The sequence below is a fragment of the Streptomyces varsoviensis genome (assembly GCF_000718635.1).
Classification (GTDB): Bacteria; Actinomycetota; Actinomycetes; order Streptomycetales; family Streptomycetaceae; genus Streptomyces; species Streptomyces varsoviensis.
Genome location: NZ_JOBF01000013.1, coordinates 425,226 through 445,802, shown reverse-complemented (window position 1 = coordinate 445,802; position 20,577 = coordinate 425,226). Strand labels below are relative to the sequence as shown.

Genomic DNA, 20,577 nt, shown 5'->3' with positions numbered 1-20,577 from the left:
GCCCAGGCCGCGCCCGCGGCGCCGGCCGCCAAGAGCGCCCCGGCCGCCGAGAGCGCGCCGAGCCCGGCGGCCAAGCCCGCGCCGGCCCCGGCCAAGCCCGCCGCGAAGCCCGCGGCCGCGCCCGCGGAGGGCACCGAGTACGTACCGCTGCGGGGTCCCGCCGCGGCGGTCGCGAAGAACATGAACGCCTCGCTGGAGCTGCCCACGGCCACGTCCGTGCGCGCGGTCCCGGTGAAGCTGCTCTTCGACAACCGCATCGTGATCAACAACCACCTCAAGCGCGCCCGGGGTGGCAAGGTCTCCTTCACGCACCTCATCGGCTACGCCATGGTGCAGGCGCTGAAGCTGATGCCGTCGATGAACCACTCCTACGCGGAGAAGGACGGCAAGCCGACCCTCGTCAAGCCCGAGCACGTCAACCTCGGCCTCGCCATCGACCTGGTCAAGCCCAACGGCGACCGCCAGCTCGTGGTCGCGGGGATCAAGAAGGCGGAGACGCTCAACTTCTTCGAGTTCTGGCAGGCGTACGAGGACATCGTCCGCCGCGCCCGCGCGAACAAGCTGACGATGGACGACTTCACCGGCGTCACCGCGTCGCTGACCAACCCCGGCGGCATCGGCACCGTGCACTCCGTGCCGCGTCTGATGCCCGGCCAGGGCCTGATCCTCGGCGTCGGCGCGATGGACTACCCCGCCGAGTTCCAGGGCACCTCCCAGGACGCCCTGAACAAGCTGGGCATCTCCAAGGTCATGACGCTGACCTCGACGTACGACCACCGGGTGATCCAGGGCGCCGCCTCCGGCGAGTTCCTGCGGATCATGAACCAGCTCCTGCTCGGCGAGAACGAGTTCTTCGACGAGATCTTCAAGGCGCTGCGCATCCCGTACGAGCCGGTCCGCTGGCTCCGCGACATCGACGTCTCGCACGAGAACGACGTCACCAAGGCCGCGCGCGTCTTCGACCTGATCCACTCCTACCGGGTCCGCGGCCACGTCATGGCCGACACCGACCCGCTGGAGTACCGCCAGCGCAAGCACCCGGACCTCGACATCATCGAGCACGGGCTGACGCTGTGGGACCTGGAGCGCGAGTTCGCGGTCGGCGGCTTCGCCGGCAAGACGATGATGAAGCTGCGCGACATCCTGGGCGTGCTCCGCGACTCGTACTGCCGCACCACCGGCATCGAGTTCATGCACATCCAGGACCCCAAGGAGCGCAAGTGGATCCAGGACCGCGTGGAGCGCGGTCACTCCAAGCCCGAGCGTGACGAGCAGCTCCGCATCCTGCGCCGGCTGAACGCCGCCGAGGCGTTCGAGACGTTCCTGCAGACCAAGTACGTCGGCCAGAAGCGCTTCTCGCTGGAGGGCGGCGAGTCCGTCATCCCGCTGCTCGACGCGGTCATCGACTCGGCCGCCGAGTCGCGCCTCGACGAGGTCGTCATCGGCATGGCCCACCGCGGCCGGCTCAACGTCCTCGCCAACATCGTCGGCAAGTCGTACGCGCAGATCTTCCGCGAGTTCGAGGGCAACCTCGACCCGAAGTCGATGCACGGCTCCGGCGACGTGAAGTACCACCTCGGCGCCGAGGGCACCTTCACCGGGCTGGACGGCGAGCAGATCCAGGTCTCGCTGGCCGCCAACCCCTCGCACCTGGAGACCGTCGACCCGGTGGTCGAGGGCATCTCCCGCGCCAAGCAGGACGTCATCGGCAAGGGCGGCACGGACTTCACGGTCCTGCCGGTGCTGCTGCACGGCGACGCGGCCTTCGCGGGCCAGGGCGTGGTGGCCGAGACGCTGAACATGTCCCAGCTCCGCGGCTACCGCACCGGCGGCACGGTGCACGTCGTCATCAACAACCAGGTCGGCTTCACCGCCGCGCCGGAGTCGGCCCGCTCCTCCATGTACGCCACGGACGTGGCCCGCATGATCGAGGCGCCGATCTTCCACGTGAACGGCGACGACCCGGAGGCCGTGGTGCGCGTCGGGCGGCTCGCCTTCGAGTACCGCCAGGCGTTCAACAAGGACGTCGTCATCGACCTGATCTGCTACCGGCGCCGGGGTCACAACGAGACCGACAACCCCGAGTTCACGCAGCCGCTGATGTACCACGTGATCGACAAGAAGCGCTCGGTGCGCAAGCTCTACACCGAGTCCCTCATCGGTCGCGGCGACATCACCCTGGAAGAGGCCGAGCAGGCGCTCCAGGACTTCCAGGGCCAGTTGGAGAAGGTCTTCACCGAGGTCCGGGAGGCAACCACGGCCCCGGCCCCGGCCGAGGTCCCGCAGCCGCAGGCGGAGTTCCCCGTCACCGTGAAGACCGCGATCTCCCAGGAGGTCCTGAAGCGGATCGCCGAGTCCCAGGTCAACATCCCCGAGCGGGTCACCGTGCACCCCCGGCTGCTGCCGCAGCTCCAGCGCCGGGCCACCCAGGTCGAGGAGGGCACGATCGACTGGGGCACCGGCGAGACGCTGGCCATCGGCTCGCTGCTGATGGAGGGCACCCCGGTCCGGCTCGCCGGCCAGGACTCCCGCCGCGGCACCTTCGGCCAGCGGCACGCGGTGCTGGTGGACCGGGAGACCGGCCAGGACTACTCGCCGCTGCTCTACCTCTCCGAGGACCAGGCCCGTTACAACGTCTACGACTCGCTGCTCAGCGAGTACGCGGCGATGGGCTTCGAGTACGGCTACTCGCTGGCCCGCCCGGACGCGCTGGTCATGTGGGAGGCGCAGTTCGGCGACTTCGCCAACGGCGCGCAGACCGTCATCGACGAGCTGATCTCGTCCGCCGAGCAGAAGTGGAACCAGACCTCCGGGGTCACCCTGCTGCTGCCGCACGGCTACGAGGGCCAGGGCCCGGACCACTCCTCGGCCCGTATCGAGCGCTACCTCCAGCTCTGCGCGCAGAACAACATGACGGTCGCCATGCCGACCCTGCCGTCGAACTACTTCCACCTGCTGCGCTGGCAGGTGCACAACCCGCACCACAAGCCGCTCGTCGTCTTCACCCCGAAGTCGATGCTGCGTCTGAAGGCGGCGACCTCCAAGGCGGAGGAGTTCACCAGCGGCAGCTTCCGGCCGGTGATCGGCGACGACTCGGTGAACGCCGCGGACGTCCGCAAGGTCGTCTTCTGCTCGGGCAAGGTCTACTACGACCTGGCCGAGGAGCGCACCAAGCGGGGTCTGACCGACACCGCCCTCGTCCGCATCGAGCGGCTCTACCCGCTGCCGGGTGAGGAGCTCCAGGCCGAGATCGCCCGGTACTCCAACGCGGCGAAGTTCGTGTGGGCCCAGGAGGAGCCGGCGAACCAGGGCGCGTGGCCGTTCGTCGCGCTCAACCTGATCGACCACCTCGACCTGGCGGTCGGCGCGGACATCCCGGCCCCGGAGCGGCTGCGGCGGGTCTCCCGCCCGCACGGCTCGTCGCCGGCGGTCGGCTCCAACAAGCGCCACCAGGCGGAGCAGGTGGCCCTGGTCAACGAGGTCTTCGACATCTGACCAGCACGCCGAACACCCGAGAGGCCCGGTCCCGCGTCGCGCGGGGCCGGGCCTCTCTTCACACCATGGCCTACTTGGATTCGAGCCGCCCCAGCTCGTTCCGGGACAGGGCCTCCTGGGCGGCCGTCCAGCCGTCGTCCTCGATGCCGAGGGCGTGGCGCAGATACGCGAGGGTGGTCCGCTGGATCAGGGCGACGCGCTCGGGGTGCTCGTCCGTGGTCTCCCGGATCTCGTAGCCGGTGATGCCGCCGAGGGAGTGCTCCGCCCCGTAGAGGGTGAGCAGGCTCTTGGGCGCCGGGCTCAGGTGGTACGGGTCGGTCATCCACTCCGGTCCCCGTACGGACAGCGGCAGTTCGTCCTTGTCGCCCGCGATGACGAGGGCCGGCTTGGCCAGGTACCCGAAGTCCGGCGCCTTCAGCCACGGCAGGTTCTGGACCGCGAAGGGCGTCAGGTCGGCGCCGCCCCGGCCGGCCGCGGCGAGCAGCACGCCCGCCGTGACGCGCGCGTCGGACAGGTCCTCCTTCGCCCCGCTCTCCGGGTCGAGGAGCCGCAGACCCAGCAGGACGCCGGTGGTCTGTCCGCCGAAGGAGTGGCCGGCCGCGGCGACGCGGCCGCGGTCCACGCGTCCGGCGAGCCCGGGCACGGCGGCCTCCAGCTCGTCGAGCCGGTCGAGGACGAGCTTCATGTCCTGGACGCGGCGGCGCCACAGCCTCGGCCTGCGGGGGTCGTCCTCGGGCAGCCCCACGGTCCGGGAGTCGAGGTGGGTCGGCTGGATCACCACGAAGCCGTGCGCGGCCCAGTAGTCGGTCAGCGGCCCGTAGCCGTCCAGCGAGGAGCCGTAGCCGTGCGAGAAGAGGAGGACCGGCAGCCCGTTCCCGGTGGCCGGCGCGGATATCCGCAGCCGCAGGTCCTCGGCGCGGCCCGGGGCCGGCAGCACCACCGGCTTCACCGAGACGACGGGGGCGGCGGCCGGGCCGGCCGGGTTCGCGGCAGGCGTGTCTGTTGCGCTCATGGGGGTTCTTCCTTCGCGTGTCCGATGGGACGCCGGCGGACAGCCGGGCAGGGGCCGCGCCTCCGCCGTGGCGGCGGGGGCGGTGCCGACGCGCGTTACGCTAAAACCTGACGTTGGTGTCAGAGGCAAGTGATCAGGTGATGGGGCCGGGGGCCCCGGCGGAGGTCATGATGCGTATCGGCGAGCTCGCCGCCGCGACCGGCGTCAGCGTGCGGTCGCTGCGCTACTACGAGCAGCAGGGCCTGCTCGCCGCGGAGCGCAGCCCCAGCGGCCAGCGGTTGTACCCGCAGAGCGCGGTCCACCGCGTCCGGGTGATCCAGCAGTTGTACGCCGCCGCGGTGCCCAGCAAGTCGATCCGGGAGATGCTGCCGCACGTCGTGGACGGCCAGGCCACGCCGGAGCTGCTGGACCGGCTCGCGGCGGAAGGGGACCGCATCGACGGCAGGATCGGCGAGCTGGAGAGCGCCCGCGCCCGGCTGGGCGAGGTGATCGTCGCCGTCGAGAACTCCCTGACGGGCAAGGACTGCCAGGCCCAGTAGGCCCCCAGTAGGCCCCCAGTAGGCCCCCTGGAAAGGCTGCGGCCGCCCGCGGGTACGGCCGTACGAGACGCCGCGTACGGCCGTACCGACGGCGAATCCCCCTCCCCTACACCGGCTGCGGCTCGAAGTCCCAGAACGGGCGGATGCGGGTGCGGGCCGCGACCGTGTGGCGGTGCTGGGCGCCGAGGGTCCGGGCGAGCTGCTGGAGGGCGTCCTGCTCCAGCTTGTCCGCCTCGTCGCGCTGGCCGAGGCCGCGCAGGTCGGCGGCGAGGCCCACCTCGCAGGAGAGGGTCAGCGGGTGCTGGCCGCCCAGGGTGCGGCGGGCGCGGGCCAGGGTGTCGCGGCTGAGTTCGGTGGCGTCGTCGACGCGGCCGATGAGGTTGCGGCAGCTCGCCGCGTTGAGGGCGCACCCCAGCGTCCAGGGGTGGTCGTCGCCCATGGCCTCGCGCATGCGCCGCAGCGCCTGCTCGGCCACCTCGAAGGCTTCCTGCCGTTCGCCCGACTCCCGCAGCGCGAGCGCGACGTTGGCGTACGCGCCGATGGTGAAGGGGTGTTCCTCGCCCATGGCGGCGGCGTACCGCTCGGCCACGTCCTCGGCGCGGTGGCGGGCCTCGTCGGGGTCGGTGCCGATGGCGCGCAGCAGGCTGGCGTAGTCGCAGGCGACGCGGAGCGAGCCGGGGTTGTCGCGGCCCAGGACCCGTTCGCTGCGCTCCAGGGTGGAGCGGAGCAGGGCCTCGGCGGCGGAGAGGTCGCTGTCCTGGCGGCGCATGCACAGAGCCAGGTTGTGCTGGGCCATCAGGGTCTGCGGGTGGTAGCGGCCGAGGACCTGGAGGTGCAGGCGGACGCCGAGCTCCTGGCGGGAGGTGGCCTCGGTGTAGCGGCCGAGGAGGCGCAGCCCCCAAGCGTAGTTGAGGGCCTTGCCGAGCGTGGTGGGGTGCAGGGTGCGCAGGACCCGCTCGTGTGCTTCGAGGTCCTCGCGGTCGAGGTCGAGGGCTTCCTGGTAGCGGCCGAGGAGGCGCAGTACGACGTTGACGTTGTTGCGGGCGCTGAGGGTGCGGGGCTCGTCGTCGCCGAGGAGTTCCCGGTAGCGCTCCCAGACGGTCTCCAGGAGGCCCTGGGCCTCGGGGTAGCGGCCGCGGGCCATGACGTTGGCGGCGAGCCCGCTCATGGCCTTGAGGAGTTCGAGTTCGTCGGGGTCGTCCTGGGCGTTGAGCTGGTCGACGGCGACGCGGCTGAGTTCCTCCGCCTCCTCGTAGCGGCCGAGCATCCGCAGCATGTTGGCCTGGTGGTGGCTGAGGAGGACGAGTTGGTTGTGGCCGGGGCCGAGGAGGGTGTTCCAGGCGGCGCGGACCTTCTCGCTCAGTTCCAGGCCGGTGCGGAACTCGCCGCGCTGGTAGAGGTAGCGCAGGCAGTTGAGGACGAACCGCTGGACCTTGGGGTCGTCGCTGTCGAGGGCGCCGCAGGATTCGAGGTGCGGGACCAGTTCGGCGTAGCGGGGCCAGAGCCGGCTGTCGGAGACCCGGCCGGGGTCGGCGGCGGCGAGGGATTCCTGGACGACGCGGGAGAGGGTGGTGTGTTCGCGGTCGGACATGGTGTCGCGGACGAAGCCGTGGACCATGCGGTGCATCTGGACGGTCTCGACGCCGGTGCCGGCGTCCTCGGAGATGGCCTGCTGGTACTCGATGCGGACGACGGAGTACTGGATCAGGATCTTGAGCGCCCGGTTCCATTTCAGGGTGTCGTTGGTGAGCCAGCTCAGCCGCTCGGGCAGCCGGCCCGCGCCCATCTCGCGCAGCAGCCGCAGCGGTACGGGGCCGGGCGCGAAGAAGACGCACAGCCGGAGCAGGTCGACGGCCTCCTGCATGTTCTCGCGGAGGGTGTTGAGCAGTATGTCCCAGGCCTTGGGGAACGCCTCGGGGTAGGACGGGGAGGTCTGCAGGACGTCCTCGGAGTCCGAGACGGAGCCGCTGACCAGGGACACGTACTCCTCGACGGGCATCGCTGACTGGCCGAGCCAGCCGGCGGTCTGGTCGAGGAGGAGCGGCAGGTCGTCGAGGGCGGCGGCGAGCAGATGGGCCTCGGCGGGGCTGAGCCGGTCGGCGCGGCGGCGCACGAAGGCGACGCTCTCGTCGCGGGCGTAGACGGGGACGTCCATCAATTCGGCGTCGTGGCCGCCCCAGTCGCGGTTGCGGGTGGTGATCAGTACGTGGCCGGGGCCGGAGGGCACGGCGTCGGCGACGGCGGCGGGGTCGTCGGCGCCGTCGAAGACGAGGAGCCAGCGGCTGTGCGGGCTGCCGACGCGCAGCGCCTCGTGGACGGCGCGGATGCGCTCGCCGTACTCGCTGCCGGCGTCGACGAGGCCGAGGGCGGGCGCGAGGGCGGCGAGCCCTTCGCGCATGGCGGCGCGGGTGTGCGCGGGGACCCACCAGACCAGGTCGTAGTCGGAGGCGAAGCGGTGCGCGTACTCGGCGCCGAGCTGGGTCTTGCCGACGCCGGACATGCCGTGCAGGGCGCAGACGGCGGCGCCGCTGGGGGCCTCCTCGAACCAGTCGTGGAGGGTGCTGAGCAGGGTGTCGCGGCCGGTGAAGCGGGGGTTGCGGCGCGGTACGGGGCCCCAGACCTCGGGCGGGTCGTCGGGGAAGCGGGGGGTGCCGGGCCGGTCGTCCTCGATGTAGGGGCCGTCGGTCGGCAGTCCCAGTCGGCCCAGCACCCGGCGTTCACTCTCCTCGGCGCCGATGCGCCACAGGTCCGCGGGGGCCAGCAGCCCGGTCGCGCTCGGTAGTTGACGGGTCGTCACGCTTACGGCGGCGAACTGGCCGGCGTGCGGCTCGACGACGGCGCGCAGCGCGGCGTTCCACTCCTCCTCGGTGCGCGGGCCGAGCGAGAAGTACCAGTCGCTGAGGATCAGCAGGGTCTTGCCGGGCTGGGCGAGCAGATCGGCGAGGACGGCCTCCAGGGGCCGCTCCACCGAGCCGTCCCAGCGGCGGAGCACCGGCCGGTGGCCGAGGCGCTGCAATCGGTGGCTGATCCACGCGGCCCAGGGCCGGTTGTAGCCGGCGTAGCTGATGGTGAACTGCTGTGATCCGGCGTGCTCGCCGGTGCCTCGCTGTGCGGCCATCCGACCGTTCCCCTCGTGTCTGCTCGTTGCCCGCTCGTGTCCGGGCGGATGCGTCAGTCGAGTCGGCGGGGTGTCCGGCGCCCACTCGGATGTTTCTCCCTGTCTTACCGCAGAGCCGTGCCCACGCGTGGTCCGCGGCGAACGCGCCGCGCCGCCGCCACCTCGGCGGCGGCTCGCGCGCGGGGGCCGAGTGCGCCGGGGTACGCGGGCAACCGAGCGTACGCGTCGGCCATGGCCTGCGCGAATTCCCGTCCCTCGGGGGTGAGTTCGGGTGCGTGTACGAGCGCGGGGAGTACGGCGCCGACCTGTGCCCAGCAGCGCGCGTGGGCGTCCCACGCGACGCGCTGCTCCGGGCCGTGCAGGGCGGCGACGCGGCCCCACAGGCCGGCGAGGGCGAGGTGCGCGTACAGGCCCTGGAGGAGGCCGCCGAACGGGCGCGGGTCGGGGCGCCAGGGGGCCCAGTGGCGCGCTTCGGGCCCGGCCCGGTGCAGCGGTACGAGGTCGAGGACGGCGGCGAGCTTCGAGTGCTGTATCTCGTGGACGAGGGTGGCCGCGAGGTCGAGGGCGGTCGCGGGGCGGGAGGCGAAGGCCGCGCCGAAGGCGTCCGGCAGGGTCGCGGCGACCAGGCCGGCGGCGGGGGTGCGGAGCGGGACGACGCAGCGGAGCAGCGCGGAGAGTTCGGCGGCGCGCTCGGGCGCGGCGCGGTCCAGGAGGGCCACGGCGTCGCGCCACAGGGTGTGCCAGCGGGCCCGTTCGGCGGCGGTGGCGCGGTCGGTGGGGACGACAGCGGGACCGGGGCCGCCGTCGGGGACGCGGTGCGGGTCGAGATCGTCGAAGGCGACGGGGACGTGCCGCGGTCCGGCGGGCGGCAGGGCGGTGAGCGGCAGCCAGCGGCAGCCGGGCGGGCAGGGCGCGCCCTCGCCGCCGCCCTCGATCGTCACGTGGCGGGCGGTGGGGTGGGTGATGGCGCCGAGGGAGGGCAGGACGAGCGCGCCGCGGCGCAGCGGCAGGCGGACGCGGAAGGGCAGGCCGGCGCGGAGGGCCGCCGCGGCGGCGATGGCCCCGAGGCCGTCCGAGAGGCGGTCAGCGGGGCTGTCGCCCGTACGGCCTGCCGGGCTCGGGTGCGCTTCGTGGTGGTGTGTGAGGCGGAGCGTACGGGCGGCCCAGGCGCCGACGAGGGGGTAGCCGACGGCCTGGCGGGCGGCGCCGGGGTCGGCGCGTTCGGCGGCGGCCAGCAGCGTCCAGTGGGCGTCGAAGCGCGGGTCGTCGCCGGCCGCGTCGGCGAGGGCCCGCAGCATGAGGAGGCGCTTGCTGTACTGGGAGGCGGCGAGCAGTTCGGCGGCGGCGGGCGGGCATTGGGTGCGGGCGAGGGCGCGCAGCACCTGCGGGGGCATCCGGTGGGTCATCAGGCCGCCGTGGTGTGGCGGGCGCGGGCGGCGGACTCTTCGAGGCGGCGGGCCGCGTGCCGGATGAGGCGCTGGAGGTCGGCGCAGTAGACGGAGGGGTGGTGGAAGCCCGAGCCCGCGCGGTAGCGGTGGGCGTAGTTGCCGCCGCCGCACACTCGCTGGACGGGGCAGGCGCGGCAGGTGTCGCACAGGCCGTCGGCGCCGAGCTGGCGGGCGACGATGCCGGGGTGGTCGAGGGCCGCGTCGAAGGGGTGGCGGAAGACGTCGAGGCCGGTGGCGGCGGCGCCCTCGTAGGCGGACTTCAGGGAGTCGATCTGCTCGATCGCGCCGTCCGCCTCGATGACGACGGTGGCGACGGGCGAGGTGCCCAGGGCCTCGGTGGCGCTGGGCGCGCCGAGCAGCAGCAGTACGGCTTCCTCGAAGAGTCTGACCCGGGGCGCGCCGGGGCCCGCGTTCCACCAGCGGTCGAAGAGGCGGGCGAGCCAGTCGCCGTAGACGGTGCGGCGGCGGGCCGGGTCGGCGTGCGGCGGGGGCGCGGACCAGTTGGCGTGCGGGAGGAGGAAGTCGAGGGCGGGCGGCCGGAAGGCGAGGAGGGAGTCGTACAGCTCGTCGGGGTCGGTGGCGGGGTCGGCGGTGCACAGGATGCCGGCGTAGGCCTCGGGCCGCTCGGCGAGGTGCCGCAGACCGCGGGCGACGGCGGCGTAGGAGGGGCGGCCGGCGTGGTCGACGCGGGCGCGGTTGTGGCGGGGCAGTCCGCCGTCGAGGCTGACGCCGACGCGGAGGCCGGCGTCGGCGAGGCGGGCGACGCGCTCCTCGGTGAGGAGGGTGGCGTTGGTCTGCGTCGTGGTGGTCAGGCCGGTGCCGGCGTCGAGGCGGGCGCGGATGGCGGCGCGGTGGCGCAGCAGCGGTCCGACGCCGGTGAGCAGGGGTTCGCCGCCGTGCAGGACGACTTCGACGGCGGGCAGCCGGTGGGCGCGGGCGTGTTCGGCGATGCGCTCGGCGGCGCGCTCGACCGTACGGTCCGGGACGGCGGCGGGGCGGTCGCGCCAACTGCCGTCGGGGCCGGCGTAGATGTAGCAGTAGGTGCAGGCGAGGTTGCAGCGGCTGTGGACTTTGAGGACGAACTGGCGGAACGGGACGGGGGCTGTGCCCCGGGCCCGCAGCGCGGCCACGTCGAGCCGGTCGTACGGCCAGGGCGCGTGCGGATGCGCCATCGTCGGGCCCCCCTCGTTGTGTGTCGCCGCCTCTCCCCCAGGCGGCCGGAACCGGCGGTCAGGACGCGTTGGAGAAGGCGCAGAGCACGCTCGTGGGCTCCACCGTGCGGCGCACCAGCACGTCGAGGACCGCCGACAGGGCCGGGCTGTCCAGGGAGCGCAGCGCGTCGAGGTCGATGCCCGTCAGATCGGGCAGGGCCCCTTCCGCGGTCCCCTCGCCGTCCTGTCCCGCGGGACGGCCGTCGCTGCCGTCGTCTGTCAACCTGCTCTCCTCACAAGCGCGTTGCCTAGCTGAGAACATGTGCCCATTCGCTACCGCGCGGAAACTCATGGCCTGTGATCCTCTGCGAGTCGGCGGAGGCGTTCCTCGGTGGCCGCGCGCTCCCCCTCGTCCGCCGCCGGCAGCAGGTCCCACCAGTACAGCGCCCGCTGGTACGAGCGCTGCGCCGCCACCGGCAGCCCGGCGTCGAGCAGCGCCTCACCGCCGCGGTGCAGTGCGCCCGCCGCCATCCGCATGGCGTCCCGGCGGGCCGCGCCGGACAGGCCGTCGCGGGCGAGCAGCGCGGCGTCGGCGGCGGACTCGTAGCTGTCGGCCGCGCGTTCGGGCTGTCCCAGCAGTTCCTGGGCGCGCCCGTGGTCGTACCAGGCGGCGGCGGCCCGCATCGGGTCCTGGGCGCCGGCGGCCGCCCGGCTGAGGATGAACTCGCCCTCCCGCAGGTCGACGACGTCCCATTCGTCGGCGTAGCGCTGCAGGAGCGCGCGGCCGAGCAGCAGCAGCGTGCGGTTGAGCCGCGGGTCGTCGTGGACCATCTCGGCGCGGGCCTCGCGCAGCACCCGCACGGCGGCGGAGGCGCCGGCCCGGCCGGGCGCGGCGCGGGCGAGCTCCAGCGCGGTCTCGCCCCAGTCGGTGAGCACGTCGGCGTAGGCGGCGTCCCCGGCGCGCAGCGCCTTGCGCGCCCCGGCGTACAGCCGCACCGCCCGCTCCAGTTCGCCGGGGTCGCCGGAGGCCGCGTACCGCTCGCGGTGCACGCGGGCGGTGCGGGTCAGCGTCTCGGCCTGTACGGGCGTGTCCTCGGTGAGCTGCCGGGCGCGGTCGAGCACCGCGAGCACCCTGTCGTGGCCGGCCTCGCCGCCGAGCAGCAGCGCGTCGGCGAGGTCGAGCAGCGCCCGTACGTACAACTGCGCGTGGGCCTCGACGGATTCGAGGAGTTCGGTGGCGGCCGTCAGCGGGGCGACCGCCCGGAGCGCCATGGAGCGGGCGGCGCCCGGCGCGGACTGGGCGCCGGCCAGCGCGAGGTGCGCCCGGCCGAGCTGGAGGTGGAGCGGGCCGAGCCGGCGGCGGCTGGGCGCGGGGTCGTCGACCAGCGCCGTCAGCTCCTCCACCACCCGCTCCAGGAAACCGGGGTCGTCGGTGTGCCGCCACAGGTCCCACATCACCCAGGACCATTCGAGGGCGGCGTCGAGGGCCGCCCCGTCGACCGAGCCGCCGACCGCGCCGTCGCGCGCCGCGGCCTGGCGCAGCTCGCGTTCGGCGGCGCGCAGCAACTGCCCGGCGTCCTCGGGGCCGTTCGCGGAGGTCAGTTCGCGGGCGCTGGCGTGCAGGACCTTGCCGAACACCCGGTGGGCGCGCGGCTCGGCGTCGGGGTGCGCGGCGGCGGCCGCGGCGGGCTCCTGCGCCTCCCGCAGCACGCCGGGGTCGCCCTGGTCCTCCCACAGCCGCAGCAGCACCTCGGCCAGCAGCACCTCCGCCTCCGGGCGCGGCCCGGCCGCGGACTCGGCGGCGTAGCGCAGCAGCCGGGCGGCCTCCAGCAGGCATTCGACGGCGCCCCGCTCGTCGTAGCGCGCGAGCTGTTCGCGGGCGCGGGCCACGGCGCCGGCGCGGCCGCCGGGCGGCGCGGCGGGGGACGGCGTGGCGGGCTCGGCGGCGCGGGTCGGCAGATAGCGCTGGAGCACCTGGTAGGAGACCTCGGCGAAGGGGCGGGGCATGCGGTCCTCGGCGCGGCGCGCGGCGGTGGCGGGCAGCGCGGCCTCCGGCGCCGCCAGCAGCGTCTCGCCGGCCCGCTGCACGCCGGTGAGCTGGGCCGCGGCGACGGCCGGGAAGTTGCGGGCGCCCGTGCCGAAGCGCTGCGCCACGTACTCGGAGCAGTGCTTGAGCACCAGGGTGGCCTCGTCCCGCGGCAGCGGGCCCAGCAGGACGTTCCGTACGCCCTCGTGGAAGTCGTACCACTGCTCCCCATCGTCCGCGTCCGCCGCGTCGAGCTGCCGCAGCGCCCCGCTGAACAGCACCTCGGCCATCTCCGCGGGGCCCGAGTGGGGCAGCATCGTGCGCTGCACCAACTGCATGACGGGCAGCGTCAGCGGGGCCGCCGCCAGGTACACGGCGAGCTTCACGGCGGCCGGGGAGGCGGTCGAGCGGAAGCGCCGCACGATCTCGCGCGGGGAGCGCCGCGGTGGCCCGCCCTCGACGCTCGGGGCGGCCTCCTGGTCGGCCCGCACCCAGCCGACCGCGCCGGGGGCCGCGGCCGTCCCCGTGCCGGACAGCAGCCGCGCCCAGGTGCCCAGCGCGGCCTCGGTGGGCGGCAGTACGGGCACGGGCAGCGCGCCCTCGGCGGCGGGGTCGGCGGTGGCGCCGTCCCAGCTCGGGCCGCGCCGCGCGGAGGCGAACCGCAGCCGCGCGCCGGGCTCCTCGTCGCGGTGCAGGGTGCCGGGCTCGACGGGCAGCCTGGTGCGCGACCAGAGCCGCTGCGGCAGCGGCTGGAGCACGGCGACGGGGGCCTGCCGCCCCCAGCGGTGCAGCAGTTTGTGGGCCTGGCCGCTGCGCCACAGGGGGCCGACGCAGTCGCTGATGAGCACGGTGAGGCGGCGGCCGGTGGGGTCGCGTAACTGGTCGGCGGCGCGCAGCCGTTCGCGGCCGCGCGGGCCGGTGCCGATCAGCGGTGTGCCGCCGGGCACCTCGTGCAGCCGGTGCACCTGGACGTCGCGGAACGCGCCGAGCTGTTCGCAGACCTGCCGGACCTCCTCCAGCGTGCGGTCCCACACGGCCATCGACGGGGAGGCGTCGATGAGCAGGGCGAGGCTCGTCTCGCGCCGCTCGACGGCCTTGAAGACGGGCAGCACCATCCCGGCGCGGGCGCTGCGCTCGGCGGTGGCGCTCTCGTCGAGGGTGTGCCGGATGGCGGGGGCCGAGGGCCGGTAGCGCTGCAACGGGCGCAGGGCGCGCTGGAGTTTGAGGAGGCTGGGCAGGGTGGCGGCGGCGGGCACCGCGATGGGCACCCCGGCCACGGTGCGCCGCCCGGCCGCGCCGCCGACGGCGTGGAGGGCGACGGCGTCCGGCCCGTCCGTGTCATCGGAGGCGTCGGAGCCGTCGGGCCGCCTCGGCTCCGGGGGCGGCGCCTCGCCCGGCGGCGGCTCCCCCGGCCGCGCGCCGCCCTCGGGGAGGCCGGCGGGCGGCGGCGCCTCGGGAAGCGGCTCCGCGGCGGCCGGGTCGGCGGGCGGCATGGCGTAGCGGGCGAGCCACAGCCCGTCGGCGACCTCCTCGGCCGACGGGTCGAGGCCGTGCTCGCGCAGCAGGCCGATCACATCGGCCAGAGGGTCGTCGGGCACGGCGGACACATCCATCACCTCGACCGGTCGAGCCGCCGCATGAGGGTCTTGGCGAGGTCCTCGGTGCTCTTGGTCGCGTAGCTGGAGAGGTAGATGGCGTTGAGGAGTTGGTCGGCGGCGACCAGCTCGGTGGCGGAGCGGGTCAGGAACTCGTTGATCAGCTCCTGTCCGCAGGCCACGCCGGATTCGCCGAAGTGGGCGCGGACCATGGCGGCGAGGCGGTGCTTGTCGGGGCGGCCGAGCGGCAGGTGGATGCAGCGGCGCATCAGGGCGGCGGGGAAGTCCCGCTCGCCGTTGCTGGTGAGGACGACGAAGGGGAACGCCCGGCAGCTCACCCGGCCGCCGGTGATGCGCACCCGCCGCCCGTCGTCGGTGAGCACGTCGACCTCGGGCTCCCGGTCGGCGATGCGCTCCAGTTCGGGGATGGGGAACTCGCCCTCCTCCAGGATGTTCAGGAGGTCGTTGGGCAGGTCGATGTCGCTCTTGTCCAGCTCGTCGACGAGCAGCACGCGGGGCCTGCCGAAGGGCAGCATCGCCGTGCCGAGCGGGCCGAGCCGGATGTAGCCGCCGATGCCGCGGGGCGCCGCCGCGTCCACCGCGTGGTCGGGCCCGCCGCCGAGCTGTACGTCCTGGAGGCGGGCTATGGCGTCGTACTGGTACAGCCCGTCGGTCAGCGTCGTGCGGCTGACGATCGGCCACTTCAGCACCCGGCCCAGCCCCAGCTCCCGGGCCACCGCGTGGGCCAGCGTGGACTTGCCCGTGCCGGGGTCGCCGGTGACCAGCAGCGGCCTGCGCAGATAGAGCGCCGCGTTGATCAGCTCCAGCTCCTCGCCCTCCGGGCGGAACAGCTCGGCCTCCCCGACCGGTCCCAGCCGGCGCTGGGAGGAGCTGTCGGCGGCGTCGGCGGGCGCCAGTTCGGGGCCGCCGTCGAAGTCGCGCCACGGCGGCGGGGCGGGGAGCTCGTCGATCCGGCGGTGCGGCTCGCCCGTGCCCCGGTAGATGAGCCAGTCGTTCACGTCTCGCTCCTCGTCACAGCGGTTCACACAGATATTCCTCTTCGGGCGGCGCTTCCGCGGCCGGGGCCGGGTCGTACAGTACTGCCAGGTCCTCGCACCAGGAGGCCCGCGGATCCCGCGCGTTGGCCCCGGCGCGGAGCCGGTGCAGGGCCGCCGGCAGCGCGTCGGGTCGCGGCACGGACGCGAGTGCCCCGCGGAGGCCGCGCTCGAACTCCCGCCAGCCGTACCGCCAGGCGGCGTCCCTGTTCCATACGGCGATGCCGTGGCCGGCGCTCACCACGCGGAGCAGGACCTCCTCGGGCACCGGGCCCTCGGCCGGGCAGAACAGCGCGGGGACCGCCTTGGGGTCCGCCTCCCGCAGCTCGGACAGCGTGATGGTGGAGCGCAGCGCGCCGTCCTCGCCGTGCAGCGCGTACAGCCGCAGGGGGCCGTCCGCTATCCCCTTCCAGCGGCGCTCGTGGGCGCGCCGCGGGCTGTCCTCCGACTGCCGCCCGGACGACGGCGGCCCGGGCCGCTCCGCCCAGCGTACGGTCACGGGGCGCTGTGCGCCGAGCGGATCGCGTCCGGCGACCGGCCAGCGGTCCACCGGGAGGTCGAACAGGCCGATCGGCAGCCGGACTTCGAGGGCGGCGGGCCGGCCCGGCCGGTCGGACCAGTCGAAGGCCCGGGCCAGCGGCCGCAGGAGCCGGCCGGCCAGGTCCTCGCGCAGGACGCCGCTGTCGTCCTGGCCGCGGAAGCCCGTGTCGAACTCGTCGCCGTCGGTGCCGGAGAGCGTCCAGCCGTAGTGGACGGCGCGCGAATGGCCCGCGTCCGCGCGGTAGTACAGCTCGTAGACCTCCAGCCGTACGAGCGGTACGAGCCCGGCGGCGGCGCGCTCCTCGCGGACGGCGGCGCCCCAGGCGCGCAGCGCCTCGCGGGGGCCGTCGAGCCGGTCGAGGAGGCCGTCCTCGCGGGCGGTGGCGGTGTACCAGGCCAGCAGCCGGCGGCGCGGCTCGGGGTCCTCCAGGGGGGCCTGTTCGGCGACGGCGACGCTGTAGAGGAGGGTCGCCTCCAAGGTGGTGCGGCCGCGCACGTCGTACAGCAGGTCCAGGCCGTCGCGCCACAGGTGGGGGACGGTGTCCGGCTCGACCCAGTCGCCGCGCACCGCCTCGACGGCGGCGATGACGCTGCGGGGGTGCTCGGGCGGCGCTATCGCCGCCAGCAGGCCGCGCAGTTCGGTGCGCCGGGCGTGGCTCAGCGGCCCCTCGGGCCGCCCGTGCTCGGGGGTGGCCCGCGCCCGTACGGTCGTCCAGCTCTCCATGGCGCGCAGCGGGCCGTCCGTCTGGGCGGGGCGGAAGTGGTGGGTGTAGTGGGCGTGGTCGTGGGCCTGCCACAGCAGGTGGTAGAGGTCGCCGGCGCCTTCCGTGAAGAGGCCGCGCAGTTGCATCAGGGAGGAGGCGAGGCCGCCGCGCCGGTCGTCGGCCTGGTGGGTGACGATGCCGATGACCTCGGCGCGCGCCCGGTGGTAGACGGGCCCGCCGGAGACGCCGCGCGGGACCGTCATGCCGTCGAGGAGGTACTGCTCGTTGGCGCTGTCGCCGCGGGTGGCGGCCACGGTGCCGCCGATCGTGCCGACGACGCTGATGGGGCGGAGCGGCCCGGTCTCGCGGGAGTGGCCGAAGAACAGGATCTGGTCGCCGGGGTCGCCGGTGTCCTCGGAGAGCGGCAGGAAGACGTGCGGCTCGGCGTCGTACGCGCGGATGATGGCGATGTCGACGCCGTCCTCGGGGCTGTGCAGGGCGTGGCGCACCTCGCCGACGGCGCTGCGGCCGTCGAAGACCAGCCCGACCTCGTGGACGCCGGGGCCGCCCTCACCCATCCCGATGCCCCCCTCCTCCCGTCGCAGTACGTGAGCGCAGGTGAGCACCCAGCCGGGCGCCACGAAGAACCCGCTTCCCCAGGCTGTCGGCTGCGCGGCGAGGGCGCGGCCGCCGGGGGCTTCGGGGTCTTCGAGGGCTTCGGGGTGGAGCCCCCCTTCGGCATACCCGTCGACGGCCGGTTGGATGCGCACCGTGGCCCGCTGGACACGACGCGCGAGCGCGTTCCAGGAGACGCTCACGCGCCGTCGCTCCCCCCGGTCGCGCCGTCGGGCGCGGCCAGCGTGCCTCCCTTCCAGGTGAGGGTCACGTTGATCGCGGCCTTCGCCTCACCGTTGGCGAGCAGCGAGAACACCTTGCCCGCCCCGCCCGTCAGCTCGATCCCGAACTCGACCGCGACCTCGTCGGGCCGGGCCCGCCGGGTGGCCTCGCGCAGCGACCCCGCGACGCCTCTGACCAGCTCGTTCAGCCCTTCGACCCGGGCGGCGACGGCGTCGCCGGACCATGTCTCGGTGTACTTGCCGCCCGCCCCCTCGGCGAGCGAGATTCTCGCCCAGACCGGCGTGCCGTCCGGCAGCACCACCTGCTTGATCGCGTCAGCCATGCCGTCCCCCGTCAACTGGGCCTCTCGACCTGTGTGTTGAGTCCGGCAAGGGTATCCCCGGCCGCTGCCGAGCGCACCCCCGCGCCCGCCGGGCGGCCCTGGCCAGGGGGCCAATATCCTGGTGGGGAGGGTCCTCGGCGCACCGCTCGGGGCCCGTCGGCACCCTTTCGAATCCCTCGCGGGTCCACCCGGATCCGCCGGACTTCCCGGAACCATTCGGAGCGACTCTTGTACTTCACCGACCGCGGCATCGAGGAGCTGGAGAACCGGCGTGGCGAGGAGGACGTGACCCTCGGCTGGGTGGCCGAGCGGCTGCGCGAGTTCGTCGACCTGAACCCGGACTTCGAGGTGCCGGTGGAGCGGCTGGCGACGTGGCTGGCGCGGCTGGACGACGAGTACGACGAGTACGACGAATAGGACGCGCAGGACGAGCAGGGGGCGACCTCGGCAACCCCGGGGGCGAGGTCGGCGGACGAGGTCCGGCCCGGGCCACGAGGTCGCGGGCGCCGCCGACTCGCGCCATATCGCGTCGCCGGGACTGGGGCGGGGCTCACCCGACCGGACCGGCGACCTTCGCTTGACATCCAGAGGCCGCGATATATCGTGTATCGCAGAGAGACGCGATATGTTGCGTCCCCCATCGACTCAGGGAGGCCCTGGATGCCGGCGCCATCGGAGTGGTCGCTCGACGCACCGCGGAAACTCACCTTCGAGAATCCGGTCACCACGCTCCACGTACGCCTGGTCGGCGGCACGGTCAACGTCGTGGGGTCCGACAGCGGGCCCGCGCGGCTGGAGCTGTCGGCGATAGAGGGCCCGCCGCTGACCGTCACGCACGACGGCGGCGACCTCACCGTCACCTATGACGACCTCACCTGGAAGTACTTCCTCAAGTGGTTCACGCCCACCGGAGGCCGGCGCACCGCCCATGTGACGCTGACCGTCCCCACGAGCACCCGCGTGGAGGTCGGCGTCGTCGAGGCCGGCGCGGTCGTCTCGGGGGTGTCGGGCCGTACGGACGTCCGCGGCGTGAGCGGCGACACCACGCTCGTCGGCCTGACCGGGGAGGTCCGCGCGGACACCGTGTCGGGCCGGCTGGAGGCGCAGGCGCTCACCGGAGACCTGCGCTTCAACTCGGTCAACGGGGACCTCACCCTGATCGAGAGCGGCAGCGGCGCCGTGAAGGCGGAGTCCGTCAGCGGCGACATGGTCGTCGACCTCTCCCCCGGCGCCAAGAGCTCCCGCATCGACCTGACGACGGTCTCGGGCGAGGTCGCCATCCGGCTGCCACACGCGGCCGACGCCGAGGTCGAGGCCAACACGGCCAGCGGCGCGCTCTCCAACGCCTTCGACGACCTCCGGGTCAGCAGCCAGTGGGGCGCCAAGCGGGTCACCGGACAGTTGGGGGCGGGCAGCGGCAAGCTCAAGGTCACCACCGTCTCGGGCTCGGTGGCGCTGCTGCGCAGGCCGCGGTCCGAGGCGGGCGCCGACGACACCGCCGACGCCGGCGGCACGGCCGCGAACGCCACCGAGCGGAAGGACCTCTGATGCCCCCCGTCTTCGCCCACGGGCGACTCCGCCTCTACCTCCTCAAACTCCTGGACGAGGCGCCGCGCCACGGCTACGAGGTGATCCGCCTGCTGGAGGAGCGCTTCCAGGGCCTGTACGCGCCGTCCGCCGGCACCGTCTACCCCCGGCTGGCCAAGCTGGAGGCCGAGGGCCTGGTCACCCACGCCACCGAGGGCGGCCGCAAGGTCTACTCCATCACCGACGCGGGCCGCGCCGAACTGGCCGACCGCCAGGGCGAGCTGGCCGAACTGGAGCTGGAGATCCGCGAGTCGGTCTCCGAACTCGCCGCGGAGATCCGCGAGGACGTGCGCGGCTCGGCGAACGACCTGCGCCGCGAGATGCGCGAGGCGGCCCGCGAGACCCGCGCGAAGTCCTCAAGGTCCTCCGCCGGTCCCTCCGGCCATTCGGGGGCCTCCTCCCGTATGGGCTTCCCGGAGGCGTCCGACTTCTTCGACGGGGTGTGGGGCGACAAGGAGAGCTGGCAGCGGGCGAAGGACGAGTTCAAGCAGGCCAAGCAGGAGTGGAAGGAGCAGGCGCGCCGGGCGAAGGAGGAGAGCCGCCGCGCCCGCCAGGACGCCCAGCAGGCCCGCCGCCAGGCCAAGCAGGCCCAGGACCACGCGCGCGACGAGGTGCTGCGCATCAAGGAGCGCGTGCAGGAACAGGTCCGCGAACACGCCCGGCACGGCGACTGGCCCAGCGGCATCCTCGAAGGCGTCAACGCCCTGGCCAAGGAACTGGGCTCGCTGGCGGGCCAGCCCTGGGACACCAGCCGCCCCGAGCCCGGCCCCGAGGTCACGGTCGATCGTGTCGACCTCGGCAAGGACGCCGGCTCCGAGCCGGCCCACCCCGCCCCGGAGTGGGCCACCGCCGACGACGCCGCCTCGCAGAACCCGCCGCGCGACCTCGACCGCCTCCTCGACCGCTTCCGCGACGACATCCGCGACGCCGCCCGCGACCACGGCGTCACCCCGGACCAGCTAGCCGCCTCCCGAGCCCACCTGGCCCAGGCCGCGGCCCGCATCGAAGCCCTCCTGCGCACGCCGAAGGACTGACGCCGGAGGACTGAGGGGGGGGAACTGACGGGGGACTGACGGGGGAAGAACAGGGGACGGCCGCGGGCCCGTACGCACGATGCGTGATGCGTA

The 20,577-nt window shown here is 74.2% G+C and carries 14 protein-coding genes; 5 read left to right on the top strand and 9 right to left on the bottom strand.

The window, feature by feature from the left end; all coding sequences use genetic code 11:
* Positions 1-3,495: multifunctional oxoglutarate decarboxylase/oxoglutarate dehydrogenase thiamine pyrophosphate-binding subunit/dihydrolipoyllysine-residue succinyltransferase subunit (locus IF55_RS20560; RefSeq protein WP_048832218.1), on the top strand; the 3,495-nt coding region annotated here is incomplete at its 5' end.
* A gap of 70 nt (positions 3,496-3,565) precedes the next feature.
* Here the strand turns inward: IF55_RS20560 and IF55_RS20555 are convergent.
* Positions 3,566-4,507: an alpha/beta hydrolase family protein gene (locus tag IF55_RS20555; RefSeq protein WP_030878819.1), complete on the bottom strand. Its 942-nt coding sequence runs from the start codon at positions 4,505-4,507 to the stop codon at positions 3,566-3,568.
* A 170-nt stretch (positions 4,508-4,677) separates the two neighbouring features.
* On the opposite strand from IF55_RS20555, the gene IF55_RS20550 reads away from it, so the two are divergent.
* Positions 4,678-5,046: a MerR family transcriptional regulator gene (locus IF55_RS20550; protein WP_030878817.1), complete on the top strand. Its 369-nt coding sequence runs from the start codon at positions 4,678-4,680 to the stop codon at positions 5,044-5,046.
* A 106-nt stretch (positions 5,047-5,152) separates the two neighbouring features.
* On the opposite strand, the gene fxsT is transcribed toward IF55_RS20550, so the two are convergent.
* From fxsT to IF55_RS20510, 8 genes are all read right to left on the bottom strand, one after another.
* The gene (fxsT, locus tag IF55_RS20545; protein ID WP_030878814.1) at positions 5,153-8,164 is read right to left on the bottom strand and encodes an FxSxx-COOH system tetratricopeptide repeat protein; all 3,012 of its coding nucleotides are present in this window, start codon (positions 8,162-8,164) and stop codon (positions 5,153-5,155) included.
* Between the two features lie 104 nt (positions 8,165-8,268).
* A complete protein-coding gene (locus IF55_RS20540; protein ID WP_078644782.1) occupies positions 8,269-9,570 on the bottom strand; it encodes an aKG-HExxH-type peptide beta-hydroxylase in 1,302 nt (433 codons plus the stop codon).
* The gene (locus IF55_RS20535) at positions 9,570-10,784 is read right to left on the bottom strand and encodes an FxsB family cyclophane-forming radical SAM/SPASM peptide maturase (RefSeq protein WP_030878808.1); all 1,215 of its coding nucleotides are present in this window, start codon (positions 10,782-10,784) and stop codon (positions 9,570-9,572) included. The genes IF55_RS20540 and IF55_RS20535 overlap by 1 nt, the downstream gene beginning before the upstream one ends.
* A gap of 58 nt (positions 10,785-10,842) precedes the next feature.
* Positions 10,843-11,046 (bottom strand): hypothetical protein, encoded by a 204-nt coding sequence (locus IF55_RS20530; protein WP_030878805.1) that lies wholly within the window; start codon positions 11,044-11,046, stop codon positions 10,843-10,845.
* 65 nt (positions 11,047-11,111) lie between these two features.
* Positions 11,112-14,387, bottom strand: a complete 3,276-nt coding sequence (locus IF55_RS20525) for an SAV_2336 N-terminal domain-related protein (protein WP_157854300.1) — start codon at positions 14,385-14,387, stop codon at positions 11,112-11,114.
* A 14-nt stretch (positions 14,388-14,401) separates the two neighbouring features.
* Entirely contained in the window at positions 14,402-15,403 is a 1,002-nt protein-coding gene (locus IF55_RS20520; RefSeq protein ID WP_030878798.1) for a MoxR family ATPase, read from the bottom strand.
* A 13-nt stretch (positions 15,404-15,416) separates the two neighbouring features.
* Positions 15,417-17,501, bottom strand: a complete 2,085-nt coding sequence (locus IF55_RS39790) for a VMAP-C domain-containing protein (RefSeq protein WP_030878796.1) — start codon at positions 17,499-17,501, stop codon at positions 15,417-15,419.
* Positions 17,498-17,863, bottom strand: coding sequence for a CU044_2847 family protein (locus IF55_RS20510; protein ID WP_048832215.1), 366 nt, complete (start codon positions 17,861-17,863; stop codon positions 17,498-17,500). Before IF55_RS20510 ends, IF55_RS39790 begins: the two co-directional genes overlap by 4 nt.
* Before the next feature lie 228 nt (positions 17,864-18,091).
* On the opposite strand from IF55_RS20510, the gene IF55_RS20505 reads away from it, so the two are divergent.
* From IF55_RS20505 to IF55_RS20495, 3 genes are all read left to right on the top strand, one after another.
* Positions 18,092-18,280, top strand: a complete 189-nt coding sequence (locus tag IF55_RS20505; protein ID WP_030878790.1) for a DUF6104 family protein — start codon at positions 18,092-18,094, stop codon at positions 18,278-18,280.
* A gap of 243 nt (positions 18,281-18,523) precedes the next feature.
* Positions 18,524-19,411: a DUF4097 family beta strand repeat-containing protein gene (locus IF55_RS20500; protein ID WP_030878787.1), complete on the top strand. Its 888-nt coding sequence runs from the start codon at positions 18,524-18,526 to the stop codon at positions 19,409-19,411.
* On the top strand, positions 19,411-20,484 hold the full coding sequence (locus IF55_RS20495; RefSeq protein WP_030878784.1) for a PadR family transcriptional regulator: 1,074 nt from the start codon (positions 19,411-19,413) through the stop codon (positions 20,482-20,484). The genes IF55_RS20500 and IF55_RS20495 overlap by 1 nt, the downstream gene beginning before the upstream one ends.
* The last annotated feature ends 93 nt before the right edge of the window (positions 20,485-20,577 follow it).